16 protein-coding genes and 1 pseudogene are annotated in these 20488 nt (G+C 70.0%); 11 read left to right on the top strand and 6 right to left on the bottom strand.

The features are described from left to right. Positions 1-655 precede the first annotated feature (655 nt). Positions 656-1345: a response regulator gene (locus AC5DRG_RS28390; protein WP_491802277.1), complete on the bottom strand. Its 690-nt coding sequence runs from the start codon at positions 1343-1345 to the stop codon at positions 656-658. After that, entirely contained in the window at positions 1342-2991 is a 1650-nt protein-coding gene (locus AC5DRG_RS28385) for a sensor histidine kinase (protein WP_491802276.1), read from the bottom strand. Before AC5DRG_RS28385 ends, AC5DRG_RS28390 begins: the two co-directional genes overlap by 4 nt. A gap of 295 nt (positions 2992-3286) precedes the next feature. On the opposite strand from AC5DRG_RS28385, the gene AC5DRG_RS28380 reads away from it, so the two are divergent. The 3 genes from AC5DRG_RS28380 to AC5DRG_RS28370 are packed head-to-tail and all read left to right on the top strand — an operon-like array spanning position 3287 to position 7349. After that, positions 3287-4426: an ABC transporter substrate-binding protein gene (locus tag AC5DRG_RS28380; RefSeq protein ID WP_491802275.1), complete on the top strand. Its 1140-nt coding sequence runs from the start codon at positions 3287-3289 to the stop codon at positions 4424-4426. A gap of 33 nt (positions 4427-4459) precedes the next feature. Then, complete coding sequence (locus AC5DRG_RS28375; protein WP_491802274.1) at positions 4460-6229, top strand: ABC transporter permease; 1770 nt, start codon at positions 4460-4462, stop codon at positions 6227-6229. Beyond that, positions 6222-7349, top strand: coding sequence for an ABC transporter ATP-binding protein (locus AC5DRG_RS28370; protein ID WP_491802273.1), 1128 nt, complete (start codon positions 6222-6224; stop codon positions 7347-7349). Before AC5DRG_RS28375 ends, AC5DRG_RS28370 begins: the two co-directional genes overlap by 8 nt. Positions 7350-7827: 478 nt before the next feature. Here AC5DRG_RS28370 and AC5DRG_RS28365 read toward each other — a convergent pair whose 3' ends face one another. Further along, the gene (locus tag AC5DRG_RS28365; RefSeq protein WP_491802272.1) at positions 7828-9318 is read right to left on the bottom strand and encodes a sensor histidine kinase; all 1491 of its coding nucleotides are present in this window, start codon (positions 9316-9318) and stop codon (positions 7828-7830) included. Beyond that, a complete protein-coding gene (locus AC5DRG_RS28360) occupies positions 9315-10064 on the bottom strand; it encodes a response regulator transcription factor (protein ID WP_491802271.1) in 750 nt (249 codons plus the stop codon). The genes AC5DRG_RS28365 and AC5DRG_RS28360 overlap by 4 nt, the downstream gene beginning before the upstream one ends. 223 nt (positions 10065-10287) lie before the next feature. On the opposite strand from AC5DRG_RS28360, the gene AC5DRG_RS28355 reads away from it, so the two are divergent. The 4 genes and pseudogenes from AC5DRG_RS28355 to AC5DRG_RS28340 form a co-directional block, all read left to right on the top strand. After that, the gene (locus tag AC5DRG_RS28355; RefSeq protein ID WP_491802270.1) at positions 10288-11640 is read left to right on the top strand and encodes a ferredoxin reductase family protein; all 1353 of its coding nucleotides are present in this window, start codon (positions 10288-10290) and stop codon (positions 11638-11640) included. Between the two features lie 7 nt (positions 11641-11647). Beyond that, the gene (locus AC5DRG_RS28350) at positions 11648-12097 is read left to right on the top strand and encodes an FMN-binding protein (RefSeq protein ID WP_491802269.1); all 450 of its coding nucleotides are present in this window, start codon (positions 11648-11650) and stop codon (positions 12095-12097) included. 149 nt (positions 12098-12246) lie between these two features. Beyond that, the gene (locus AC5DRG_RS28345) at positions 12247-12633 is read left to right on the top strand and encodes a class II glutamine amidotransferase domain-containing protein (protein WP_491802268.1); all 387 of its coding nucleotides are present in this window, start codon (positions 12247-12249) and stop codon (positions 12631-12633) included. 227 nt (positions 12634-12860) lie between these two features. After that, positions 12861-13032: pseudogene (locus AC5DRG_RS28340) on the top strand (PIN domain-containing protein); the annotation flags it as partial. A gap of 110 nt (positions 13033-13142) precedes the next feature. Here AC5DRG_RS28340 and AC5DRG_RS28335 read toward each other — a convergent pair. Together AC5DRG_RS28335 and AC5DRG_RS28330 are read right to left on the bottom strand one after the other, a co-directional pair. Then, positions 13143-13742, bottom strand: coding sequence for an FMN-binding protein (locus tag AC5DRG_RS28335; protein WP_491802267.1), 600 nt, complete (start codon positions 13740-13742; stop codon positions 13143-13145). 43 nt (positions 13743-13785) lie between these two features. Further along, positions 13786-15117 (bottom strand): ferredoxin reductase family protein, encoded by a 1332-nt coding sequence (locus AC5DRG_RS28330; RefSeq protein ID WP_491802266.1) that lies wholly within the window; start codon positions 15115-15117, stop codon positions 13786-13788. A 571-nt stretch (positions 15118-15688) separates the two neighbouring features. On the opposite strand from AC5DRG_RS28330, the gene AC5DRG_RS28325 reads away from it, so the two are divergent. The 4 genes from AC5DRG_RS28325 to tgmB all read left to right on the top strand — a co-directional run bounded on the left by AC5DRG_RS28325 (position 15689) and on the right by tgmB (position 20441). Continuing rightward, positions 15689-17788, top strand: a complete 2100-nt coding sequence (locus tag AC5DRG_RS28325) for a bifunctional polysaccharide deacetylase/glycosyltransferase family 2 protein (protein ID WP_491802265.1) — start codon at positions 15689-15691, stop codon at positions 17786-17788. A 16-nt stretch (positions 17789-17804) separates the two neighbouring features. Beyond that, positions 17805-18992 carry an LCP family protein gene (locus AC5DRG_RS28320; RefSeq protein ID WP_491802264.1) on the top strand — a complete coding sequence of 396 codons (1188 nt, stop codon included), beginning with the start codon at positions 17805-17807 and terminating at the stop codon, positions 18990-18992. 285 nt (positions 18993-19277) lie between these two features. Further along, entirely contained in the window at positions 19278-19469 is a 192-nt protein-coding gene (tgmA, locus tag AC5DRG_RS28315) for a putative ATP-grasp-modified RiPP (protein ID WP_491802263.1), read from the top strand. Between the two features lie 15 nt (positions 19470-19484). Beyond that, complete coding sequence (gene tgmB / locus AC5DRG_RS28310) at positions 19485-20441, top strand: ATP-grasp ribosomal peptide maturase (protein ID WP_491802262.1); 957 nt, start codon at positions 19485-19487, stop codon at positions 20439-20441. Positions 20442-20488 lie beyond the last annotated feature (47 nt).

The raw sequence follows: 20488 nt of genomic DNA, 5'->3' as shown, positions 1-20488 counted from the left end.
CGCTCGTCGCTGCGTAGAACAGACGGCATGGGGGTTCCCTGTCCGCACGATGCTTTCCTTGCATGCCTCTTGCAACACCCTTGCCCTGGCGTGTGGCGCATGGCAGGGAGTTGTCGGGTCTGCGGGTGAGCAGTCAGATGGGACCAGGCGGTGTCACCGGCCGGGCACTCCAGTGGTATGGCCCCGTCGTCGGCAAGTGAGCCAGAGCCGAGCAGAAGACGCGTACACACGCAAAGGCGCCCCGGACTGGACATCCCCGCGTGCCCAGCCAAGCGCAGAGCCCGTGCGCGCAGGCTCGCTGCCCCTCCTTCCGCAAAGCCGTGCCCAGAGCGTGCCCTTGAGAGCGGACAACCACGGTCACCAGCGGTCCAGCCAGGCACACGCAACGACGCCAGCACAACGCGTCCACACAGGTCAGCAGCCATGCTGCCGCCCAAGCGCCGTCGCTTCCCAAGCTGAGAGTGCGAGTTCGATTCTCGTCACCCGCTCCATGATGAAACCCCAGGCCAGCGGCCTGGGGTTTGTTGTTCATCTGGACCGTCTTTGGCATCACGTGCCCTCCGCGTGCCCCCAAGTCGCGCGAATGCGCTGCCCGGAGGGGCCCTGAAGGGCCCTGAAGGGGGACGCCGATCCGCCCCCGTGTCCGCTGTCCGTGTCAGTCCGCGGCCCATACGTATTGGTGTTCGGGGCGGCCGGTCTCGCCGTACTTGAGGGTGAGGCCGATGCGTCCGGCACGTTCGAGGTATTTGAGGTAGCGCTGGGCGGTGGACCGGCTGATGCCGGTGCGTTCGGCGACCTCGTGGGCGGAGAGGGGCTGTCCTGCCTGGTCCAGGGCGCGGCGAATGATGTCGATGGTGGGAGTGGAGTAGCCCTTGGGGAGGGTGGAGCTGAGTTCGGTGGTGGATCTCAGGGCGCCGAAGATCTGATCCACCTGGTCCTGGCCCGCCCGGCCGTGTCCGCCGACGTCCTCGAGGGCGTGGCGGAGTGTGGTGTAGCTGTCGAGTTTGGCGCGCAGGGCAGCGAAGGTGAAGGGTTTGACGAGGTACTGGAGGGCTCCGTACCGCATGGCGGCCTGGACGGTGGCGATGTCGCTGGCCGCCGTCACCATGATGACGTCGGCGTGGTGGCCGAGTTGCCGCATGCGGCGCACCAGGGTCAGCCCGGTCTCGTCGGGGAGGAAGTGGTCGAGGAGGACGAGGTCGATGTGAGTGCGCTCCAGGGTGGCCAGGGCGTGGGCGGCGGTGTGGGCGCGGGCAGCGACCCGGAAGCCGGGTAGCTGGGTGACGTACGTGGCGTTGATCTCGGCGACGTGGAAGTCGTCGTCCACGACGAGGACATCGATCATCTGGACTCTCCTGAGGCGGCGAGCTCGACCACGGCGGCGCTCTCCTCGGCGATGTCGTCGAGGGTGAGCGCTTCGGGCAGGACGACGGTGAAGATGGCGCCTCCGCCGGCGCGGGCGGTGACCCGGGCCGTTCCGCCGTAGCGCTCGGCGAGTCGCCTGACCAGGGCCAGGCCGATACCTCGGCCGTGCGGACTGTGGTCCGGGGGTTTGGTGGACCAGCCCTCGGTGAACACCTGCTCGCGCATCTCGGGCGGTACGCCGGGGCCGTTGTCGGCCACGCGCATGACAGCGGTGGTGCCCTCGGCCCGCAGCTCCACCTCGACGAAGGGGCCGGAGGGTCGGTGCCCGGCCACCGCGTCCAGGGCGTTGTCGATGAGGTTGCCCAGGACGGTGACCAGGTCCCGCGGGTCGACCACCCGCTCGGCCAGCAGCGTGGCGGGGGACAGGCGCAGGGGTACGCCGCGTTCGGCCGCGACGGCGGACTTGCCGACCAGCAGCGCCGACAGCAGCGGGTCCCGTACCCGCTCGGCGATCTGCTCGGCGGAGGACCGGTGGGTGTGGGCGACGCCGGCGATGAGCTGTGCGGCCCGGTCGTAGCGGCCGATCTCGATCAGCCCGAGGAGGGTGTGCAGGCGGTTGGCGTGTTCGTGGCCCTGAGCGCGCAGCGCGTCCAGCAGCCCTTGCGTGCTGTCCAGTTCGCGGCCGAGGAGTTCCAGTTCGGTGCGGTCGCGCAGCGTCACCACCGCCCCGCCGTCCCGGGTCGGCATGCGGTTGGCGACCAGTACCCGGCCGCCGCTGACGGTCAGCAGGTCGGCCCCGTCGACGCGTCCGGCCAGCACGTCCACCGTTCGGCCCGGGGGCAGGGCCTCGTCCGGGGTGCGGCCGGTGGCGTCCGCATCGAGGTTCAGCAGTCTCCTGGCCTCGTCGTTGACCAGGCGGATCCGACCGCGCCGGTCGCAGGCGACGACGCCCTCCCGGACGCCGTGCAGCATGGCCTCGCGCTCGTCGAGGAGGGCGGAGATGTCGGCGAAGGCGACGCCATGGGTGCGGCGGCGCACACTGCGGGAGACCAGGAGCGCGGCCAGGACACCGACGGCGAGCGCGGCGCCCGCGTACAGCATCATTCCGGGAACCGCGCCGAACAGCTGGTCGCGCACGCTGCCGTAGGCGATGCCGACCGAGACCGCTCCCACGATCTCGCCCCGGTCGTCGCGCAGCGGCACTTTGGCGCGGGCGGAGCGGCCGAGCGTTCCGGTGTCGATCTCCATGACCTCGTGGCCGGCGAGCACGCGACCGGGATCCGTGGAGACGTGGTAGCCGATCTCGGCCGGGTTGGTGTGCGACCAGCGCACGCCGTGGGTGTCCATCACGACGACGTACAGCGCGCTGGTGGCCCGGCGTATGCGTTCGGCCTCCTGTTGCACCGGCCCCGACGCACTCGGCTCGGTGGCGACCAGATCGCGCGCGACGTCCGGCTCGGCGGCGGTCTGGGCGATGGCGAGCGCCCGGCGCATCGCCTGGTCGTCGAGCTGAGAGCCGAACGGGGCGAGGAACAGGCCGGTGGCGAGAATCGTCACCCCCGTGGTGATGGCCAGTTGCACGGCCAGCACCTGGGCGAAGACACGCCGGGGCCGGGGAATCCGCACCTGCCCACCTCAACTCTCCTGGTCACCCGACGTCGCCCGCCGTCTCATGGGACTGATTCATCCGATTGACGCGGTTGTGAACGCAAGGTAAGCGCCCGAGAGGCCGCTGCCCAGACCTCTGGCGCATTTTCGTCGTCACAGCGTCATCACGGCGTTGGCGCGGCGTCGGCACAACGAGCAGAACGCGGCTTGTGAGCACAAGAGCAGGTTGCGCCCACAAGACTCCCGGTGTGGCCCCGGTCACTCCTAGCCTCCCGGCAACAGCTGCCAGCGGGCATGCACCAGGAGGAGAACCATGGCCAGAACCCACCGCTCCGCGATCGCGCTTGTCCTTGCGCTCACGCTCGGCGGCGCGCTGACCGCCTGCGGGGGCGACAGTGACACGCCCAAGGCGGCGGAGAACAAGATCGCCACGGGCGAGGTGCCCGCCTACTACCCCAAGGACTACGACGCCCTGGTCGAGGCGGCCAAGAAGGAGGGCGGCAAGGTCACCCTCTACTCCAACCTCGGCGACGACAACATGGCGCCCATCGTCCGGGACTTCAAGAAGAAGTACGACTTCATCAAGACCGTCGATGTCAACGAACTCGACAGCGACGAACTGTTCCAGAAGGTCCTCTCGGAGAACGCGGCCGGCTCGTCCCCGGCGGACGTGATGATCTCCAGCGCGGCGACCGCCTGGGCGGACTTCTCCGGGCGCAAGGACACGGTGCTGGAGTACAAGTCCCCGGAGCTCTCCGAACTCGGCGAATCCGCGGAACTGCTGCCCAGCGTCTACTCGATGTCGAAGGACCCGATGACGATCGCCTACAACACCTCGCTGCTGGAGAAGGCGCCGACCGGCATCGCCGACCTGGCCGAGATCATGAAGGCCGACGAGGGCAAGTTCAAGAACAAGGTCACTGTCCGTGACCCGGAGGGCTCGTTCGGCTTCACGGTGACCCGTGCCCTCACCGAGGGCAACTCCGGGGCGTGGGACGCGCTGGAGACCATGCTCCCGCTGACCCGTCCGGAGACCTCCTCCGGCACGCAGCTGGAGAAGATCGTAGCCGGGGAGTACACGGCCGGCTTCCTGATCAGTGCCTCCCCTGCGTACCCGGTCGTCGAGGACAGCGCGGGCCTGGTGAAGATCGTCTTCCCGAAGGACGGAACCGTCGTCCTGCCGCGCGGCATCGGCATCGCCGCCGAGGCGCCGCACCCGGCCACCTCGAAGCTGTTCCTGGACTTCGCGCTCTCGGAGGAGGGCCAGCGCGCGGTCGCCGAGGGCGGCCTGTCGTCCTACCGGAAGGGCGTCGAGGGCGAGGGCCTGCACACCTACCAGGAGGTCGTCGACGCGGTCGGCGAGGACAACATCATCCCCGTCGAGTACGCCCCCGTCGCCAAGAACGACGCCGACGCCTGGCTCGACCGCTTCAACGGACTCGCCAAGAAGTAGGCACCCCTGACGCGACGATCGGAGCCAGAGCACATGTCAACCCTGACCCAACCGCCCGGCACAGCGGCCGACGAACATGCGGAGACGTTCGAGCCGCCGCGCTACCGCCGCCCCTTCGGCATCGGACGGGACCAGGCCGTCCAGTACGCGGTACTCGCGTTCCTCGCCGTCCTGGTACTGGCTCCGATCGTCCCGACCCTCTACCAGAGTGTGCGCAACCGCCCGCTCTACGAGGCCGGGGGAGCCTTCACCCTCAGCGGCTACACCAGGCTCTTCACCGACGCGGGCTTCGGCGAAGTGGCGCTCAACACGCTGCTGTTCGCCCTGCTGACCACGGTGCTGAGCCTGGCCATCGCCATCCCCATGGCGGTCGTGGTGGTCCGCACCAAGCTGCCGGGCGGCCGGCTGATCGCCCTGGCGATGCAGTGGCCGTTCTTCATCTCCTCGCTGATCCTGGGCTTCGGCTGGATCATCATGTACGGTCCGGCCGGGTTCGTCAGCATCAAGGTCCAGCAGGTCCTCGGCTCCGTGCCGTGGAACCTCTACTCGATTCCCGGGATGGCACTCACGGAGGCCGTGGCGCTCGCCCCGATCGCCTACGTGTTCTGCGCGGGCGCGCTGCGGCAGTCGGACGCGTCCCTGGAGTCGGCGGCCCAGGTCTGCGGTGCCGGACCGCTGCGGATCCTGGTGCAGGTGGTCGTCCCGATGCTGCGACCGCCCATCGTCTACAGCGCCATCCTGGTGTTCTCCGTCTCGCTCGAGACCTTGAGTGTGCCGCTGCTGTACGGCCAGCCGGTGAACATCGACGTGTTCTCGACGTTCCTCTACCACAACGGCCTGACGTCGGTGGACCCCGACTACACGGTCCTGGGCGCCGCCTCCACGCTCATCCTGCTGATCGCGCTCAGTCTGGTGGCGGTGCAGGCCAAGCTGCTCAAGAACGCCGCCCGGTTCGTGTCCGTGCGCGGCAAGGCGACCCGCCCCCGCAAGCTCGACCTGGGCTGGCTGAAGTGGGTGAGCATCGTGTTCATCTGGTGCTACATCATCGCCGGCGCCCTGCTCCCGATCGCCGGCCTGGTCTTCCGCTCCTTCACGCTGATCTTCACCCCACTCCAGTCGCCTCTGAAGACGGTCACCACGAAGAACTACGAGATGGTGTTCGAGTCCGACAACTATGTCCGGTCCATCTGGAACAGCCTCATCGTCGCCGGGGTCGGCGCGGTGACGATCAGCGCCCTCGCGGTGGTCGCCGTCATGGTCGCCCGGCGCTCCACCTTCCGCTTCGGCCGGGCCGTGGAGTACCTCGCGCTGATCCCGCAGTCGATGCCGGGCATCATCGTCGGTATCGGCTTCTTCTGGGCCCTCGCCCTCGCCCCGTTCGGCATCGGCACGGTGCTGCAGGGCACGATCTACGCCGTCATCATCGCCTTCGGCATACGCGCCCTGCCCAGCGCGTTCGGCTCGGTCGCCCCGGCGATCATGCAGATCGGCGCCGAACTGGACAACGCGGCCCGGGTCTCCGGCGCCGATTGGGTGATGACGTTCTTCCGCGTTCTGCGGGCGCTCGTCACCCCGGCCTTCGCCGGTGCGCTGATCCTCACGTTCGTGATCATGCTCAAGGAATACTCCCCCGCGGTGTTCATCAGCTCCGCGGACAACAACATCCTGGGAACCACCATGCTGCGGCTCTGGACCCAGGGCCGGGCCGGATCCGTCGCCGCTCTGGCAACCCTCCAGATCGCCATCACCGCGGTCTTCGTCGCACTCGCAGGTCTGCTCATGAAGGGAAAGCACGATGCCTGAGGTGACCGTGAAGAACCTGGCCAAGACGTTCGGGGACAACTCCGTCCTGCGCGATGTCACCTTCACCATCCAGGACGGCGAGTTCTTCACCCTCCTGGGAGCCAGCGGCTGCGGGAAGTCCACGACGCTCAACTGCATAGCCGGGCTCGAACAGCCCACCGAGGGCTCCATCACCGTGGGCGGCAAGCCCTTCGTCGACACGGCGGCCGGCGTCTTCCTGCCCCCCGAGGAGCGCAATCTCGGCATGGTGTTCCAGTCCTACGCGCTGTGGCCGCACATGACCATCGCCAAGAACCTCGCGCTGCCCCTCAACATCCGCAAGGTCCCCAAGGACCAGCAGAAGACCCTGATCCACGACGCGCTCGACAAGGTCGGCCTCGCCGAGCTGAGCGGCCGCTACCCGCACCAGCTCTCCGGCGGCCAGCAGCAGCGGGTCGCGCTCGCCCGCGCCCTGGTCTACTCCCCGACGGTCCTCCTCCTCGACGAGCCGCTGTCCAACCTCGACGCCAAGCTCCGTGAACAGGCCCGCGCCTGGCTCAAGCGCCTGCAGGAGGAGCTGGGCATCACCACCGTCTACGTCACCCATGACCAGGAGGAGGCCCTCGCCCTCAGCGACCGGATCGCGGTCATGGAGGGCGGCAACATGATCCAGATCGGCACGCCGCACGAGATCTACGAGCGGCCGGCCGCCCCGGCGGTGGCCGCCTTCGTGGGCCGCTGCAACTTCCTCACCGGCCGGGTGATCGGACAGGAGGGCAAGCGGCACCGGATCCTCCTCGACTGCAGCGCCGACGTGGTCCAGGTCGACAGCGACGAGCGCGTCCAGGGCGGCGACTCCGTCACGGTGGCGATCCGTCCGGAACGCCTCGAGGTCGTCCCGCAGTCCGGTACGGCGTCCGGCACCAACCGTCTGACGACCCAGGTCCTCACCAGCTCCTACGTCGGCTCCCGCTACGAGTACGACGTCCGCCTCGGCGACCAGGTCGTCCAGGTCCTCAGCGGCCATGGCGGACTCTCCGGGGAGGTGTCCCTCGTCTTCGAGCCCGCCCATGCGCTCCTGTACGCGGACAAGGTCGAACTCCCCGAGGAACAGCGCGACTTGCTGACAGTCAGTCCGTGAGGAACGCGAACCCCGGCTGACCGGCCCGGAGACGGCGCCCCCGACCCGCGTTCGGGTCGGGGCGCCACCGGGGCCTTCACCGGATCCCAGGTCCTCCGCGGGGCGCGCTGAACGGCCGCTCTGCTCCGCGCCCGGCCCATCGTGTGCATCCGCAAGCCTGCGTGGCGCCCGCTCAGCGCCCGAAGAATGCAGCCGTTCGCACCGGCGAGTCGGCCCTGGCGAGAGCGCGATGAGCGCGCCCGTGCCCAAAGCGTGCCCGTAAGGCCGGACAACCACGGTGAGCAGCGGTCCGAACCACGCCGTCGGAACGCGGCACGGGCAGCGTATGCCCAAGTCAGAAGCCATTCCCCCGGACAAGCGCCGTCGCTTCCCAAGCTGAGAGTGCGAGTTCGATTCTCGTCACCCGCTCCACGGAGAAGGCCCAGCTCATCGAGCCGGGCCTTTTCGCTGTCCGCTCGGCCGGATGCCGCCCTTCGCGTCACGGGTGCCGCCGGTCACTCTCGCCGATGGGGAGCCGCACGGTGAACGTGGTCGATCCGGGGCGGCTTTCGAGTGCGACGTCTCCGCCGTGGGCCTCCGCCACCGCCGCCACGATGGACAGGCCGAGGCCGGTGCCGGTGCCCGCGCCCTCGGTGCGGCGGCGGTCCGCGCGGGTGAAGCGTTCGAAGACCTTGGGCCGGATGTCCTCGGCGACGCCCGGCCCGTCGTCGTGGACCTTCAGTACCGCCGTACCGGCGTCGGTCCGCAGGGAGATGGTCACCGTGGTCCCGGCGGGTGTGTGCAGACGGGCGTTGGCCAGCAGGTTGGCCAGTACCTGGTGCAGGCGGTGGGCGTCGCCCGGCACCGTCACCGGCTCCTCCGCCAGCTCCAGCGTCCAGCGGTGCCCGGGGCCCGCGGCCTGCGCGTCCGTCACAGCGTCCAGGACGAGGCGGGTCAGGTCGACGGGACCGCGTTCCAGGGGGCGGCCCGCGTCCAGGCGGGCGAGGAGCAGCAGGTCGTCGACCACCTCGCCCATCCGCGCCGCCTCGGCCTCGATGCGCTCCAGGGCCCGTACGACCTTCTGCGGCACCGGGTCCGGGTGCAACAGCGCCAGTTCCGCGTGGCCGCGGATCGACGCCACGGGCGTACGCAGTTCATGGCTGGCGTCGGCGGCGAAACTGCGCAGCCTCTCCTCGCTCGCGTGCCGTTTGGTCAGCGCGTCCTCGACGTGGCCGAGCATCGCGTTGAAGGCGCCGGCGACGCGTCCCACCTCGCTGCGCGGGTCGCTCTCGGGCGCGCGGGGCGGAAGGGCCACCTCGCCGCTGGAGAGCGGGAGTTCACTGACCCGGGTGGCGGTCGCGGCCACACTGCTGAGCGGGCGCAGCGACCAGCGCACCCACATCGCTCCCGCGACGCCGGCGACGGCGAGCGCCGCGCCGAAGACGATGGCGGCGACCAGTTCCAGCCGGTGGACGGTGGCCTCCACGGACTCCATGGGCAGCCCGGTGACCAGGACGTCACCGTCCCTGCCGCCGGTCGCCATCATGCGGTAGTCGCCCAGCGACGAGAGTTCGGTCGTGTGCCCCTCGCCGTCAGCCGGCAGTCCGGCGAGCCTTCTCCTGTCCTGCGCGCCGAGCGACACGGTCACCGTGCCCGCGCCTGAGCCGGACGGCACCACCGCGGCGTTGGTGACCGTGTCGCCGACCAGCCGGGCGCCGAAGGTTCCGACCGCCTGGCGGCGGGTGTCGCCGTCGGCGTCCTCGTCGCCGTCGTGGTCGGACGGGAGCGTCCCGCCGTGCTCCAGGCTGGCCGGGAAGCGCACGCCTGCCTCGCGCAGCTGCTGGTCGAGACGGCCGGTGAGAAAGCCGTTCAGCTCCACCACCGCCGCCACCCCGACGGCCGCGCAGCTGACCGCGAGCAGCACGACGAGGCCGGCGGTGAGTCGCGCCCGCAGCGTGTGGAGGCGGGGGAGCCACCGACGTGGCCTCACCGGGCGGCCGGCTTCAGTACGTATCCGGCGCCCCGCACTGTGTGGATCATGGGCGGGCGGCCCGCGTCCACCTTCTTGCGCAGGTAGGAGATGTACAGCTCGACGACATGGGCCTGGCCGCCGAAGTCGTAGGACCACACGCGGTCGAGGATCTGCGCCTTGCTGAGCACGCGCCGCGGGTTGCGCATGAGGAAGCGCAGCAGTTCGAACTCGGTCGGGGACAGCTCGACGAGCTCGCCGCCGCGGGTGACCTCGCGGGCCTCCTCGTCCATGACGAGGTCGCCGACGGTCAGCCGCGGCCCGTCCTCCGTCTGGCGGGCCATGCCGGCGCGGCGCAGCAGTCCGCGCAGCCGGGCGACGACCTCCTCCAGGCTGAACGGCTTCGTCACGTAGTCGTCGCCGCCCGCCGTGATGCCGGCGATGCGGTCCTCGACGGCGTCCCGCGCGGTCAGGAAGAGCACGCACACGTCGGGCCGTACGGCGTGCAGCGAGCGCAGCACGGCGAAGCCGTCGGTGTCCGGGAGCATGACGTCGAGGACGACGGCGTCGGGGAGCAGTTCGCGTGCCTCGGCGACGGCCGAGACGCCGTCGCCCGCCGTGCGTACCTCCCAGCCCTCGTACCGCAGGGCGCCGGAGAGGACCTCCGCGAGGTCGGGATCGTCGTCGACGACGAGGACCCGGAGCGGGGTGCCGTCGGTCCGGGTGAGCGCGGGGCGGGCGGGGCCGCGGGGGCGGTGGGCGTTCATCTCACGTACCAGGATGCGGCCTCGCCGCGTTCGGGGCCGCTCCCCGGACCTCTGAGTTCGCTCTGAGTCCGCCGTGCCCCCGGACCGCCCCGGCCGCCCTCCCCACCTGCGGCGGGGCCGCGCCGCGGGCCACCCGCTGAGAGCGGGCTCAGAGGTTGCGTCGGCACAGTGGCATCCCGCACGGCCGACGGACGTGCGGACAGACAGCCGAAGGGACCTACGGATGACGACGGCGTACGCGCGACAAAGGGTCGCCCCCGCGCCTCCCGCACCACGGCGCTCCCCCGCGGGCCCCGTGCTCGCCGTCCTGTGGGGCGGGGCCGCCGCCGTGATCGCCCTGTGGTGGTACGACACGGGGTCGGTGGTGGGCACCGCGGGCTGGCTGACCGGCGCCGGGCGGATCGCGGGGCTGCTGAGCGGGTACGCCTGCGCCGTCCTCGTCGCTCTGATGGCCCGCGTCCCGCTCCTGGAGCGGCGGATCGGGTCGGACCGGGTGGCGCGCTGGCACGCGATGGCGGGCCGCTACACGATCTGTCTGCTGGTCGCCCACATCGTGCTGATCCTTCTCGGGTACGCCGCCCAGGACGGCTCCTCGATCGTGGACGAGACGCTCACCGTGGTCCTGGACTACCCGGAGATGCTCAAGGCCACCGCCGGGACGGTCATCCTGTTCGCGGTCGGGATCGTCTCGGCCCGCGCGGTGCGCCGCCGGGTCAGCCACGAGTTCTGGTACTACGTCCATCTGCTCACGTACGCCGCGGTCTTCCTCTCCTTCGGCCACCAGCTCGCCCTGGGCTCCGACTTCGCCGGCAACGGGCCGGCCCAGGTCGCCTGGTACGTGCTGTACCTGGGCGTCGCGGCCCTGGTGGGGTGGTTCCGGATCCTCGCTCCGGTCCGGCTCAACCTGAGGCACCGGCTGCGGGTCGACTCGGTGCACAGGGAGGCGCCGGGCGTGTACTCCGTCGTCATCCGTGGGCGACGACTGCACGAGATGGGGGCGCGGCCGGGGCAGTTCCTGCGCTGGCGGTTCCTCACCGAGGGCATGCGCCGGACCTCCACTCCGTACTCCCTGTCGGCGCCGCCGCGCCCGGACCTGCTGCGCATCACCGTCAAGGCGCTCGGCGACCACAGTGCCGCCGTCGCCCTGCTGCGGCCGGGCACCCGGGTGTGGGCGGAGGGCCCCTACGGGGCGCTGACCGCCGAACGGCAGACCGCGCACAGGTCGCTGCTGATCGCGGGCGGTGTCGGCATCACCCCGCTGCGGGCCCTGTTCGAGACGCTGCCCGGCGACGTCACCCTCCTCTACCGCGCCCGTACGGCCGAGGACCTCGCCCTGGGCGGCGAACTGGAGGCGATCGCACGGTGGCGCGGGGCGAAGGTGCTGTACGCGCTCAACGGCCCGGACGGCCGGCGCCCGGACCTCACGGCCCACTCCCTGCGCGCGGCCGTGCCCGACCTGGACGCCCACGACGTGTACCTGTGCGGCCCGCACGGGTTCGCGCGGGAGCTGTACGAGGCGCTGCACACCGCCGGGGTCCCGGACCGCCGTATCCACCACGAGTCCTTCGAGCTGTGAGGCCGTCTTGCACACGTTGAGGAAGAACCGCCCGCTGCGCCGCGTCGTGCTGGCGGGTGCCGCGACCGTCTCCGGGATGGTGCTGCTGCTGTCGCTGAAGCCGCACACCACGCCGACCGTCGCCGGGTCGGCGGCCTCTCCCGCGCCGACCAGCAGTGCCGGCGCTTCGACGGCGTCCGGCACCCGGACGCTCACCGGCGACTCGGTCCAGACCCGCTACGGCCCCGTCCAGGTCCGCGTCACCCTGAAGGACGGGAAACTCACCGACGTCACCGCGGTCACCTATCCCCAGGAGAACCCGAGGGACCAGCAGATCAACAGCTACGCCATCCCGCAGCTGACCAGGGAGGCGCTCACCGCCCAGAGCGCCGACATCGACACCGTCTCCGGAGCCACGTACACCAGCGAGGGCTACCGCCAGTCACTCCAGTCGGCGCTGGACTCCTTGAGCCGCTGACACCTGCCCGGCGGGCGCTCTTCGGTCACACCGGTGAGCCCTCGGCCTTCCTGTCCCCCTGGCAGGACTGACGGGTTCCCGCCCGCTCCCAGCTGCTTCCCGGCCGGTACGAGGTGTGACCCGGGCGGGGCCTGATCGTTTCTGTGGTGATGGCCGGCGTACCGGGTCCGGCCTCGGGATCCCCTCTCAAGGTGATGACCGAGACGCTGGTGTGCCGGGGGCCTGACGCCTCTGGCGTGTGGGGCGAGGGGGCGGCGGCTCTGGGACACACCCGGCTGGCCACCGTGGACCCGGTCGGCGGCCGGCAGCCCATGGTCCTGGCCCGCGACGGGCGCACGGTGCTGGCGGTGGCGTTCACGGGCGAGGTCTACAACCACGCCCGGCTGCGGTCCGAACTGACCGCCCTCGGGCGCCGGTTCACCACCCGCTGCGACAGCGAGGTCGTGCTGCACGCGATCGACACCTGGGGCGAGGAGGCTCCGGCCCGGCCGGAGGGCATGTTCGCGCTCAGAGCTGTGCCCACAGCGTGCCCATAAGGGCGGACAACCACCGTCGACAGCGGTGCGAACCCGTTCTTGAGAGGTGGCCGCCGTGCAGCAAAAGCGCAGGTCAACGATCACATGACCTTCCAAGCGCCGTCGCTTCCCAAGCTGAGAGTGCGAGTTCGATTCTCGTCACCCGCTCTTTTTGAAGCCCCAGGTCAGCGGCCTGGGGCTTGTGTTTTGCCGGTACCGCCCCCGCCTTTTCCTGGCGCTCGCCCGTCTGTTGCGTCACCGAGCTGGGGTTCTTCTACAGCGCACGTTCCGCCGCTGATCGGGCCCAGGGCATCGAGGACCTGCGCCTGCTCCTCGGCCGGGTACCGGTCGACGACCTTCGAGTGCATCGCCGCCGTCACCGGCCAGGCACTCCAGTGGTACGGCCCAGAAGCCGGCAAATCAGCAACACGGCCCCAGCTCTGCGCCAACCCACGCCAAGTCACCGAGGAATCCCTCCGCGCCCTCCTCATCGACGCCCTTGTGAGACCCCGGTCGATGTGGTCGATGTATCAGACGCCGGCCCGGTCGAGAGCGTTCTGCAGGGACTGTCTGTAGCCCGCGCTGGTGTACGTGGCGCCTGACACCGTGTCGATGTCCGCGCTCTGTGCCTGCAGCGTCTCCTGGTTGAGCTTGGGGACAGCCGTGGAGTTGATGTCCTTGCTCCGCGCCGTCTCGTCGGGGGACCGGACGGCGGTCGCCCCGGTGATCCTGCTGCCGGTGAGGGTGATCCGTACCTGGACCGGGCCGTACTTCGTCTCGGCCGTGGACCCGGTGACGGTGCGGGTGGTGGGTGCGACCGCGGTGGTCTTCGGTGCGGAGGGGGCGCTGCTGGTCCTCGTGGGGGCGGCCGACGCCGTGTGCGGCGACTGTGTGCTCGCCGAGGACGGGGGGCGCTTCTTCTTGGGCGTCTTCGACTGCGCGGGTGACACAGACGGGGAGTGCGCGAACGCCGACGGGGAAGCGGACCCGGTGGCGCTCGACGTGATCGCGGGCTCGGCCAGTGCCGCCGACGGGTCCGTGGTCGGCTTGAGCGCAAGCAGCAGCACGATGCCCGAGACGGTGCCGACAGTGGCCAGCAGCGCGTGGCGGAACGGATGCCTCTTCCTCACGGGAGCACCAGCGCATCAGCGGTACGAAGTGTCACGGCCCGCCTCAGAACTCGAAGGACTCGTGGTGGATACGGCGGTGTGGGACACCTGCCTCGCGGAGTGCGGCGTACGACTCCTCGGCCAGTCCGGGCGGTCCGCACAGGTACACGTCGTGTCGCGCGATGTCCGGCAGGATCCTGCGCAGCATCTTCGCGGTGATCGGCGTCCGGCGGCCGTCGGATTTGTTCACGGCGTACAGGAGCTGCGCCCCGCGCGCGTCCGCGATCGTCTCCAGTTCGTCCCGTAGCGCCAGCTCCTCCGCGGTACGGGCCCGGTAGAGCAGCGTCAGGTCCCCGGGTGCCCCGGGCAGAGTCTCGAACAGGGCTCGCAGCGGGGTGATGCCCGCCCCTCCCGCGAGCAGCAGCACCTTGCCGCGGCTGCGGCGGGCCGCGGTCATCGCCCCGTACGGCCCTTCCGCCCACACACGTGTGCCCGGCCGCAGCCCGGCCAGCGCCGCACTGTGCCGGCCGACGGCCTTGACGGTGATCCTCAGCAGGTCGGGGCGGGGCGGCGCCGACAGCGAGTACGGGTTGGCACTCCACCGCAGCCCCTTGGTGAGAAACCGCCAGCGGAAGAACTGCCCCGCCTCGGCACCCAGCCGGTGCAGGCGCCGGCCCCGGATCAGCACGGAGACCACGCCCGGAGCCTCCCGTACGACCGATTCGACCCGCATACGGTGCCGGAAGTTGAGCCGTACCGGGGTGAGCACGCGATACCACAGCAGCAGAGCACCGACCGTGAGGTACAGGGCGCACCAGGCCGCGCGGGCGGCGGCATCGCCGACGAACTCGCTCCCCGTGGAGAGCTGGTGCCAGAAGGCCAGGTAGACCGCGGCGTAGGTGAGCAAATGCAGGTAGTACCAGAGCTCATAGCGCATACGGCGCCGCACGACACCCGCGGACACGAAGCCGACGAGGAACAGCAGGAGCATGCCGACGGCCGCTTCGATCATCCTCGGGTATTCGGTGACGACGGAGACCGTCTGCGCCACGATGCCGGTGTGCGCCTGCAGCGCGTATCCGTACAGGATCAGCACGACGTGGGCGAGGGTCAGGGTCAGCGCGTAGCGGCCGCTTCGCGCGTGCCAGCGCGCCACGCGGTCGGATCCGACCCGGCGTTCCAGGGCCGGGATGCGCGCCATCTGGGCGATCACCAGGGCGATCGCATAGCCGGCGAGCAGTCCGGTGATCCGGCCCGCGTTCACCAGCCGGTCGGCGGTGGTCGCGGCGACCGCGGGGGTGTCCCGCCACCACAGCCACAGCACGGCGGCGGCGCCCGTCCAGGCGAGCCCCAGCAGTGGTGCCGCGGGGGAACGCCGGGGCCGGATCCGACGCATGGCCTGCCGTCTTCCCGTCCGGCTGTGCTGGATCGTCGTCACAAGGCCGTTCTTCCCTCTGCCGACTTCGGTGCCCCGGCACCGTACACGGTCCGGTTGGCCGAAAACAGTCGGTGAAGAGGGGGGACCGACCTACCGGCGATCCACTGCCGGGGAGGGTGCGCGAGGGCCCACTTCCCCCTATCTACCTAGCCCAGTGCACCGGCGGGGCCAAGCGTCACACCCTCCGTGGCGCGATGGCGGTCCTTCTCTTTCAGACACACCCGCGACCTCACTCATGGCTACACTCGCCGCCCATGCAACAGCTCGGCCGGAAGACAAACCGGCAGATAACGCACGCGCCTTCATCGGGTGCCGACATCTTCGACACCCCCGTGAAGAGCACGTGGAGTGCCACCGCACTCGTCGCTGTCCGCGCCGTCAGATCGACACCCACCGCCGGTTCGGGCGGTCTCAGGCACGAGCTCGATTCACCCGTCCGCACCGCACCAGGAGCACTCACGGCCACCCCCGACTCCCGCCGAGCAGCCCCCGATTCAGCTGTGATTGATGTCACTCCGGGGAGCGTGGTGTGAGCCGCTCGTCACGACGCCGCCACGCCCGCTCCCGCGAACCCCGCCGTCACTGGCGGCTGTTGGCCCTCACCCTGTCCGTCGTCTTCGCCGCCCTGCTCTTCGAGGGCTGGACCATCCATGAGGTCGACGCCGCCAAAACGCGCCTCCCCTGCACCAGGCCCGCGCCCAAGGCCGTGGACGAGAGCGGTCCGGTCCTGCGCCGTGTCAGCGGGAACAACGTCGAGTCCTCGGCCGCACCCGCCCGTACCGTCGCTCTCACGTACGACGGCGGCCCCGATCCCTACTGGACCCCGCGCCTCCTCGACCTGCTGCGCAAGCACCATGCGCACGCGACCTTCTTCCTGTTCGGCGCCCAGGCGGCACGCCATCCGGAGCTGGTACGGCGAATCCTCGACGAGGGCCACGAGATCGGCTCGAACACGTACACCGGCGCCGACCTCGGTTCCTCGTCGCGCGTGCGCACCGCGATGGAGCTGACGCTCACCCAGCAGACCCTCGCCGGCTCGGCGGGTATCCGCACCGACCTGCTGCGGATGCCGTTGACCACCCAGGTGGACACGCTGTGCGGGGCCGAGTGGTCGGCGGCCCGCCGCGCCGCCGCGGACGGCTATGTGCTGGTCGCCGCGGACCGGCCCGACCGCGATCCGAAGTACGGCACGGTCCGCCAGTTCAGCCAGACGGACCTGGCGTACCAGGAGACGAAGGACCTGCTCGGCAACCCGCACGCCGACCGGTTCACCACCGTCACGGACGCGCTCGGCATGCCCCCGGCCGACACCCGGGTGTCCACCGCCGAACGCTGGCAGGGCAAGGCACTGATCTGGACCACGACCGCCGGTCACACGTTCACGAACGCCATGACCTGGGTGCTGCTCGCGCTCGGCGTACTGGGCGTGCTGCGGCTGGTGATGCTGACCGTGTTCGCCCGCGCCCACGTCCGGCGCCTGACCCGCTTCCGTCCCGGCTCGCCCTGGCTGCGGGAGGTCGGCGCACCCGTGACGGTGCTGGTCCCGGCGTACAACGAAGAGGCCGGCATCGAGTCCACCGTCCGTTCGCTGCTCGCGTCCACGCACCGGCACCTGGAGGTCATCGTCATCGACGACGGGTCGACGGACCAGACCGCGGACCTCGCGACCTGGATCAACGACCCGCGCGTGCGGGTGATCCGGCAGCCCAACTCGGGCAAGGCGGCCGCGCTCAACACCGGCCTGGCGTACGCCTCGTACGACATCGTCGTGATGGTCGACGCCGACACCGTCTTCGAGCCCGACGCCCTGTACCGGCTCATCCAGCCACTCGCGCACCCGGCCGTCGGCGCCGTCAGCGGCAACACCAAGGTCGGCAACCGGCGCGGGCTGCTCGGCAGATGGCAGCATCTGGAGTACGTCTTCGGCTTCAACCTCGACCGACGGATGTTCGAGGTGCTGGAGTGCATGCCGACGGTTCCGGGAGCCATCGGCGCCTTCCGGCGGGACGCGCTGATGGGCGTCGGCGGAGTCAGCGAGGACACCCTCGCCGAGGACACCGACCTCACGATGGCCCTGTGGCGGGCCGGCTGGCGGGTGGTCTACGAGGAGTCGGCCATCGCCTGGACCGAAGTGCCCACCTCGCTGCGGCAGTTGTGGCGGCAGCGCTACCGCTGGTGCTACGGCACGCTCCAGGCGATGTGGAAGCACCGCGGAGCCGTCCTCGAAGTGGGAACCGCCGGACGCTTCGCGCGCCGCGGGCTGACGTACCTGATGCTCTTTCAGGTGTGTCTGCCGCTGATCGCCCCGGTCATCGACCTGTTCGCGCTGTACGGGGTGCTCTTCGGCGATCCCGCGCAGTCGCTCGGGATATGGCTGGCCTTTCTCGGCGTCCAACTTCTCTGTGCCGGTTACGCGTTGAGGCTCGACAGGGAGAAGCTGCGGGCCCTGTGGTCGATGCCGTTCCAGATCTTCGTCTACCGGCAGCTGATGTATCTGGTCGTCATCCAGTCCGTGTTCGCCCTCCTGGGCGGCACCCGGCTGAAGTGGCACCGCATGCAGCGCTCGGGTACGGCCGCCACGGAACAGCTGAGACAGCCGGTCGCCGCACGGGAGTTGTCGTCGAGGTGATCACGGGGTGGAACGCATGAGCGACTGGAACGACTGGAGCAGGGAGACACGGGCTCCCCTGGTCATCCCGGGACAGGTCATCGCGCACACGGAACAGATACGGCCGTACGAGGAAACTGTCACGAGCCCCCCGTACGAGGGCCCCGCCCCGGACCCGTACGAGGCGCGGCCCCGCGGTGGTCACACCCGCGGCACGCGCCCCCCTTGGGTACGCCCCAGCCGGCGCCGCCGTATTGCACGCCTGCTGGCGCTGCTGCTCGGCGCGCTGCTCCTCACCGGCGGCGGCACGTACGCCTGGGCCGACTTCGAGCTCGACCGGGCGGTCGACCTCGGCGAGGCCCACGACCGTCCGCCGCAGGGGAAGGGGACCACGTACCTCATCGTGGGCTCCGACAGCCGTGACGGCCTGTCCGAGCAGGACAGGAAGGATCTGCACGCAGGCGGTGGCGGTGGCGGACGTACCGACTCGATGATGCTGCTGCACACCGGCGCCCACGGCACCACCATGGTGAGCCTGCCCCGCGACTCGTGGGTGTCCCTCCCGTCGTACCTCGACCCCGACACCGGAAAGCGGCACCACCCGGCGAAGAACAAGCTGAACGCGGCCTACTCGCTGGGCGGCGCCCGGCTGCTGGTACGGACCGTCGAGCTCAACACGGGCCTGCGCATCGACCACTACGCGGAGATCGGCTTCGGCGGCTTCGTCGGTGTCGTGAACGCCGTCGGCGGCGTGGACATGTGCGTGGACCGGAACATCAAGGACAAGAAGTCGGGTCTCGACCTGACGAAGGGCTGCCACACCCTGGACGGTGCCCAGGCACTCGCGTTCGTCCGCCAGCGGCACCAGGAGGCCCAGGGCGACCTGGGGCGCAGCAGAAACCAGCAGAAGTTCCTCGCCGCGCTCGCCCACAAGGCGGCGACACCGGGCACCGCGCTCAATCCGCTGCGGACGTATCCCCTGCTGGGTGCGGTGCTGGACACCCTCGTGGTGGACAAGGACATGGAACTGCGCACCCTCGTCTCGCTGTTCCGGGCGATGCGGAGCGTCTCGTCCGGGGACGGCAGGCAACTCAACGTTCCCGTGGCCGGAGCCGGCATCAGCACGTCGAAGGGCAGCGCCGTGAAGTGGGACGAGGCGAAGGCGAAGGAGCTCTTCAGAGAGCTCAGGAACGACCAACCGGTGAGCATCGAGGGGAAGGACTGACCGGCCGTGGGAGGCCACCTCAGACTGCCCCTTTGCATGTGAAAGCGACCACGGGGATCTGCCTGCCAGTAAGGAAGCACTCACCTTTGGTTGCCGTGTGACACCTGCGATACCCAATCCGTTGTGTAGTTAGTGGGATTGATGATGAAGGTGCTGCAAAGGATGTGAAGGAAACGGCAGTAAACGTAACGGTCTTTGACCAATGCGACGGAAACCGACTAATTCCCTTACGCGAAGAGGGCGTAAGGGCCGTATCGCAGCAACATGCGACATTGGAGGTCTGGAGTGCGACCGTTCACCCTCAACTACACCCTCCCCCGTGGGTGCCCGATCGTGATGATGCCGTACCGCTTCGACGAGTCGCGTCAACTGAACGTGCTTCACGACGGCCGCCCGGCAGTCAGTGAACCGGGCCTCCTCCTGGCGGCAGGCACGACGACATCGACCGCCGGTTCCAAGACGCACTTCGACGACTGAACGACCGGTACCCGAATGACCGTACTGATTCTCACGTCCGAGGAGGACGTGACCGCCGACATGGTGGTCAGCAAGCTGCACGGGGCGGGGATACCCGTGATACGGCTGGACCCCGCCGACCTGCCGGGCAAGGCCGTGTTGTCAGCCGAATACGCCCACGGCGACTTCGAGGGCCACCTGTCTGTGAACGGGCATGTGCTCAGCATGGGAGGTCTGCGCTCCGTATGGGTGCGCAGGCCCGGCGAACCGGCCGCGCACTCGGCACACCCCTCACGGTGGCTGACCGCCGAGACCCGTCAGGCGCTGTTCGGCACGCTCCACTCCGCCTCCACGCGATGGATGAACCATCCGCGCAACGCCGATCAGGCCCGCCTGAAACCATGGCAGTTGAGGATCGCTCACCTCAGCGGCTTCGCCGTACCGCCCACCGTTTTCACCACCGCCCCACGTCTGGCACAGCAGTTCGCCGAGGAGCACGGGGACGTCGTGGTGAAGTCCGCCTCGGGACCGCCGCCCGGTGAACCCACCCTGGCCCTGCCCACCACTCTGGTCGGCCCCGACACGGACTTCTCCGCCGTCGCGGCCGGTCCCGCGCTGCTGCAGCGGTACATACCCAAGCGCGCAGATATTCGTCTGACCTGCGTCGGCACCCGGCTGTTCGCCGCGCGCAAGACGGCCGAACCCGGCCAGGTCGACGGGCGCTACGGCGACACCGGGCACGCCTGGGAGGCGATCGCGGTGCCCGAGCGCATCGGCAAATCGGTGCACGAGTACGTCGCCCTTGCCGGACTGGCGTACGCCGCCTTCGACTTCGCCGAGGACGAGGAGGGCATCTGGTGGTTCCTGGAGTGCAATCAGGGCGGCCAGTTCGGATTCGTCGAGTTGGAGACCGGCCAGCCGGTCTCGCAGGCGATCGCCTCATGGCTGTCACGGCGCGAGACGGATCGCCGTGTTCCTGGGAGCCACTGGTGAGGACGAGGCCGTCTCGACGAAGAGCTCAATCATGCCTGGAGGCGAGC

Source organism: Streptomyces sp. JLBG701 (genome assembly GCF_058544905.1).
This window is presented reverse-complemented; position numbering and strand designations above follow the sequence as displayed.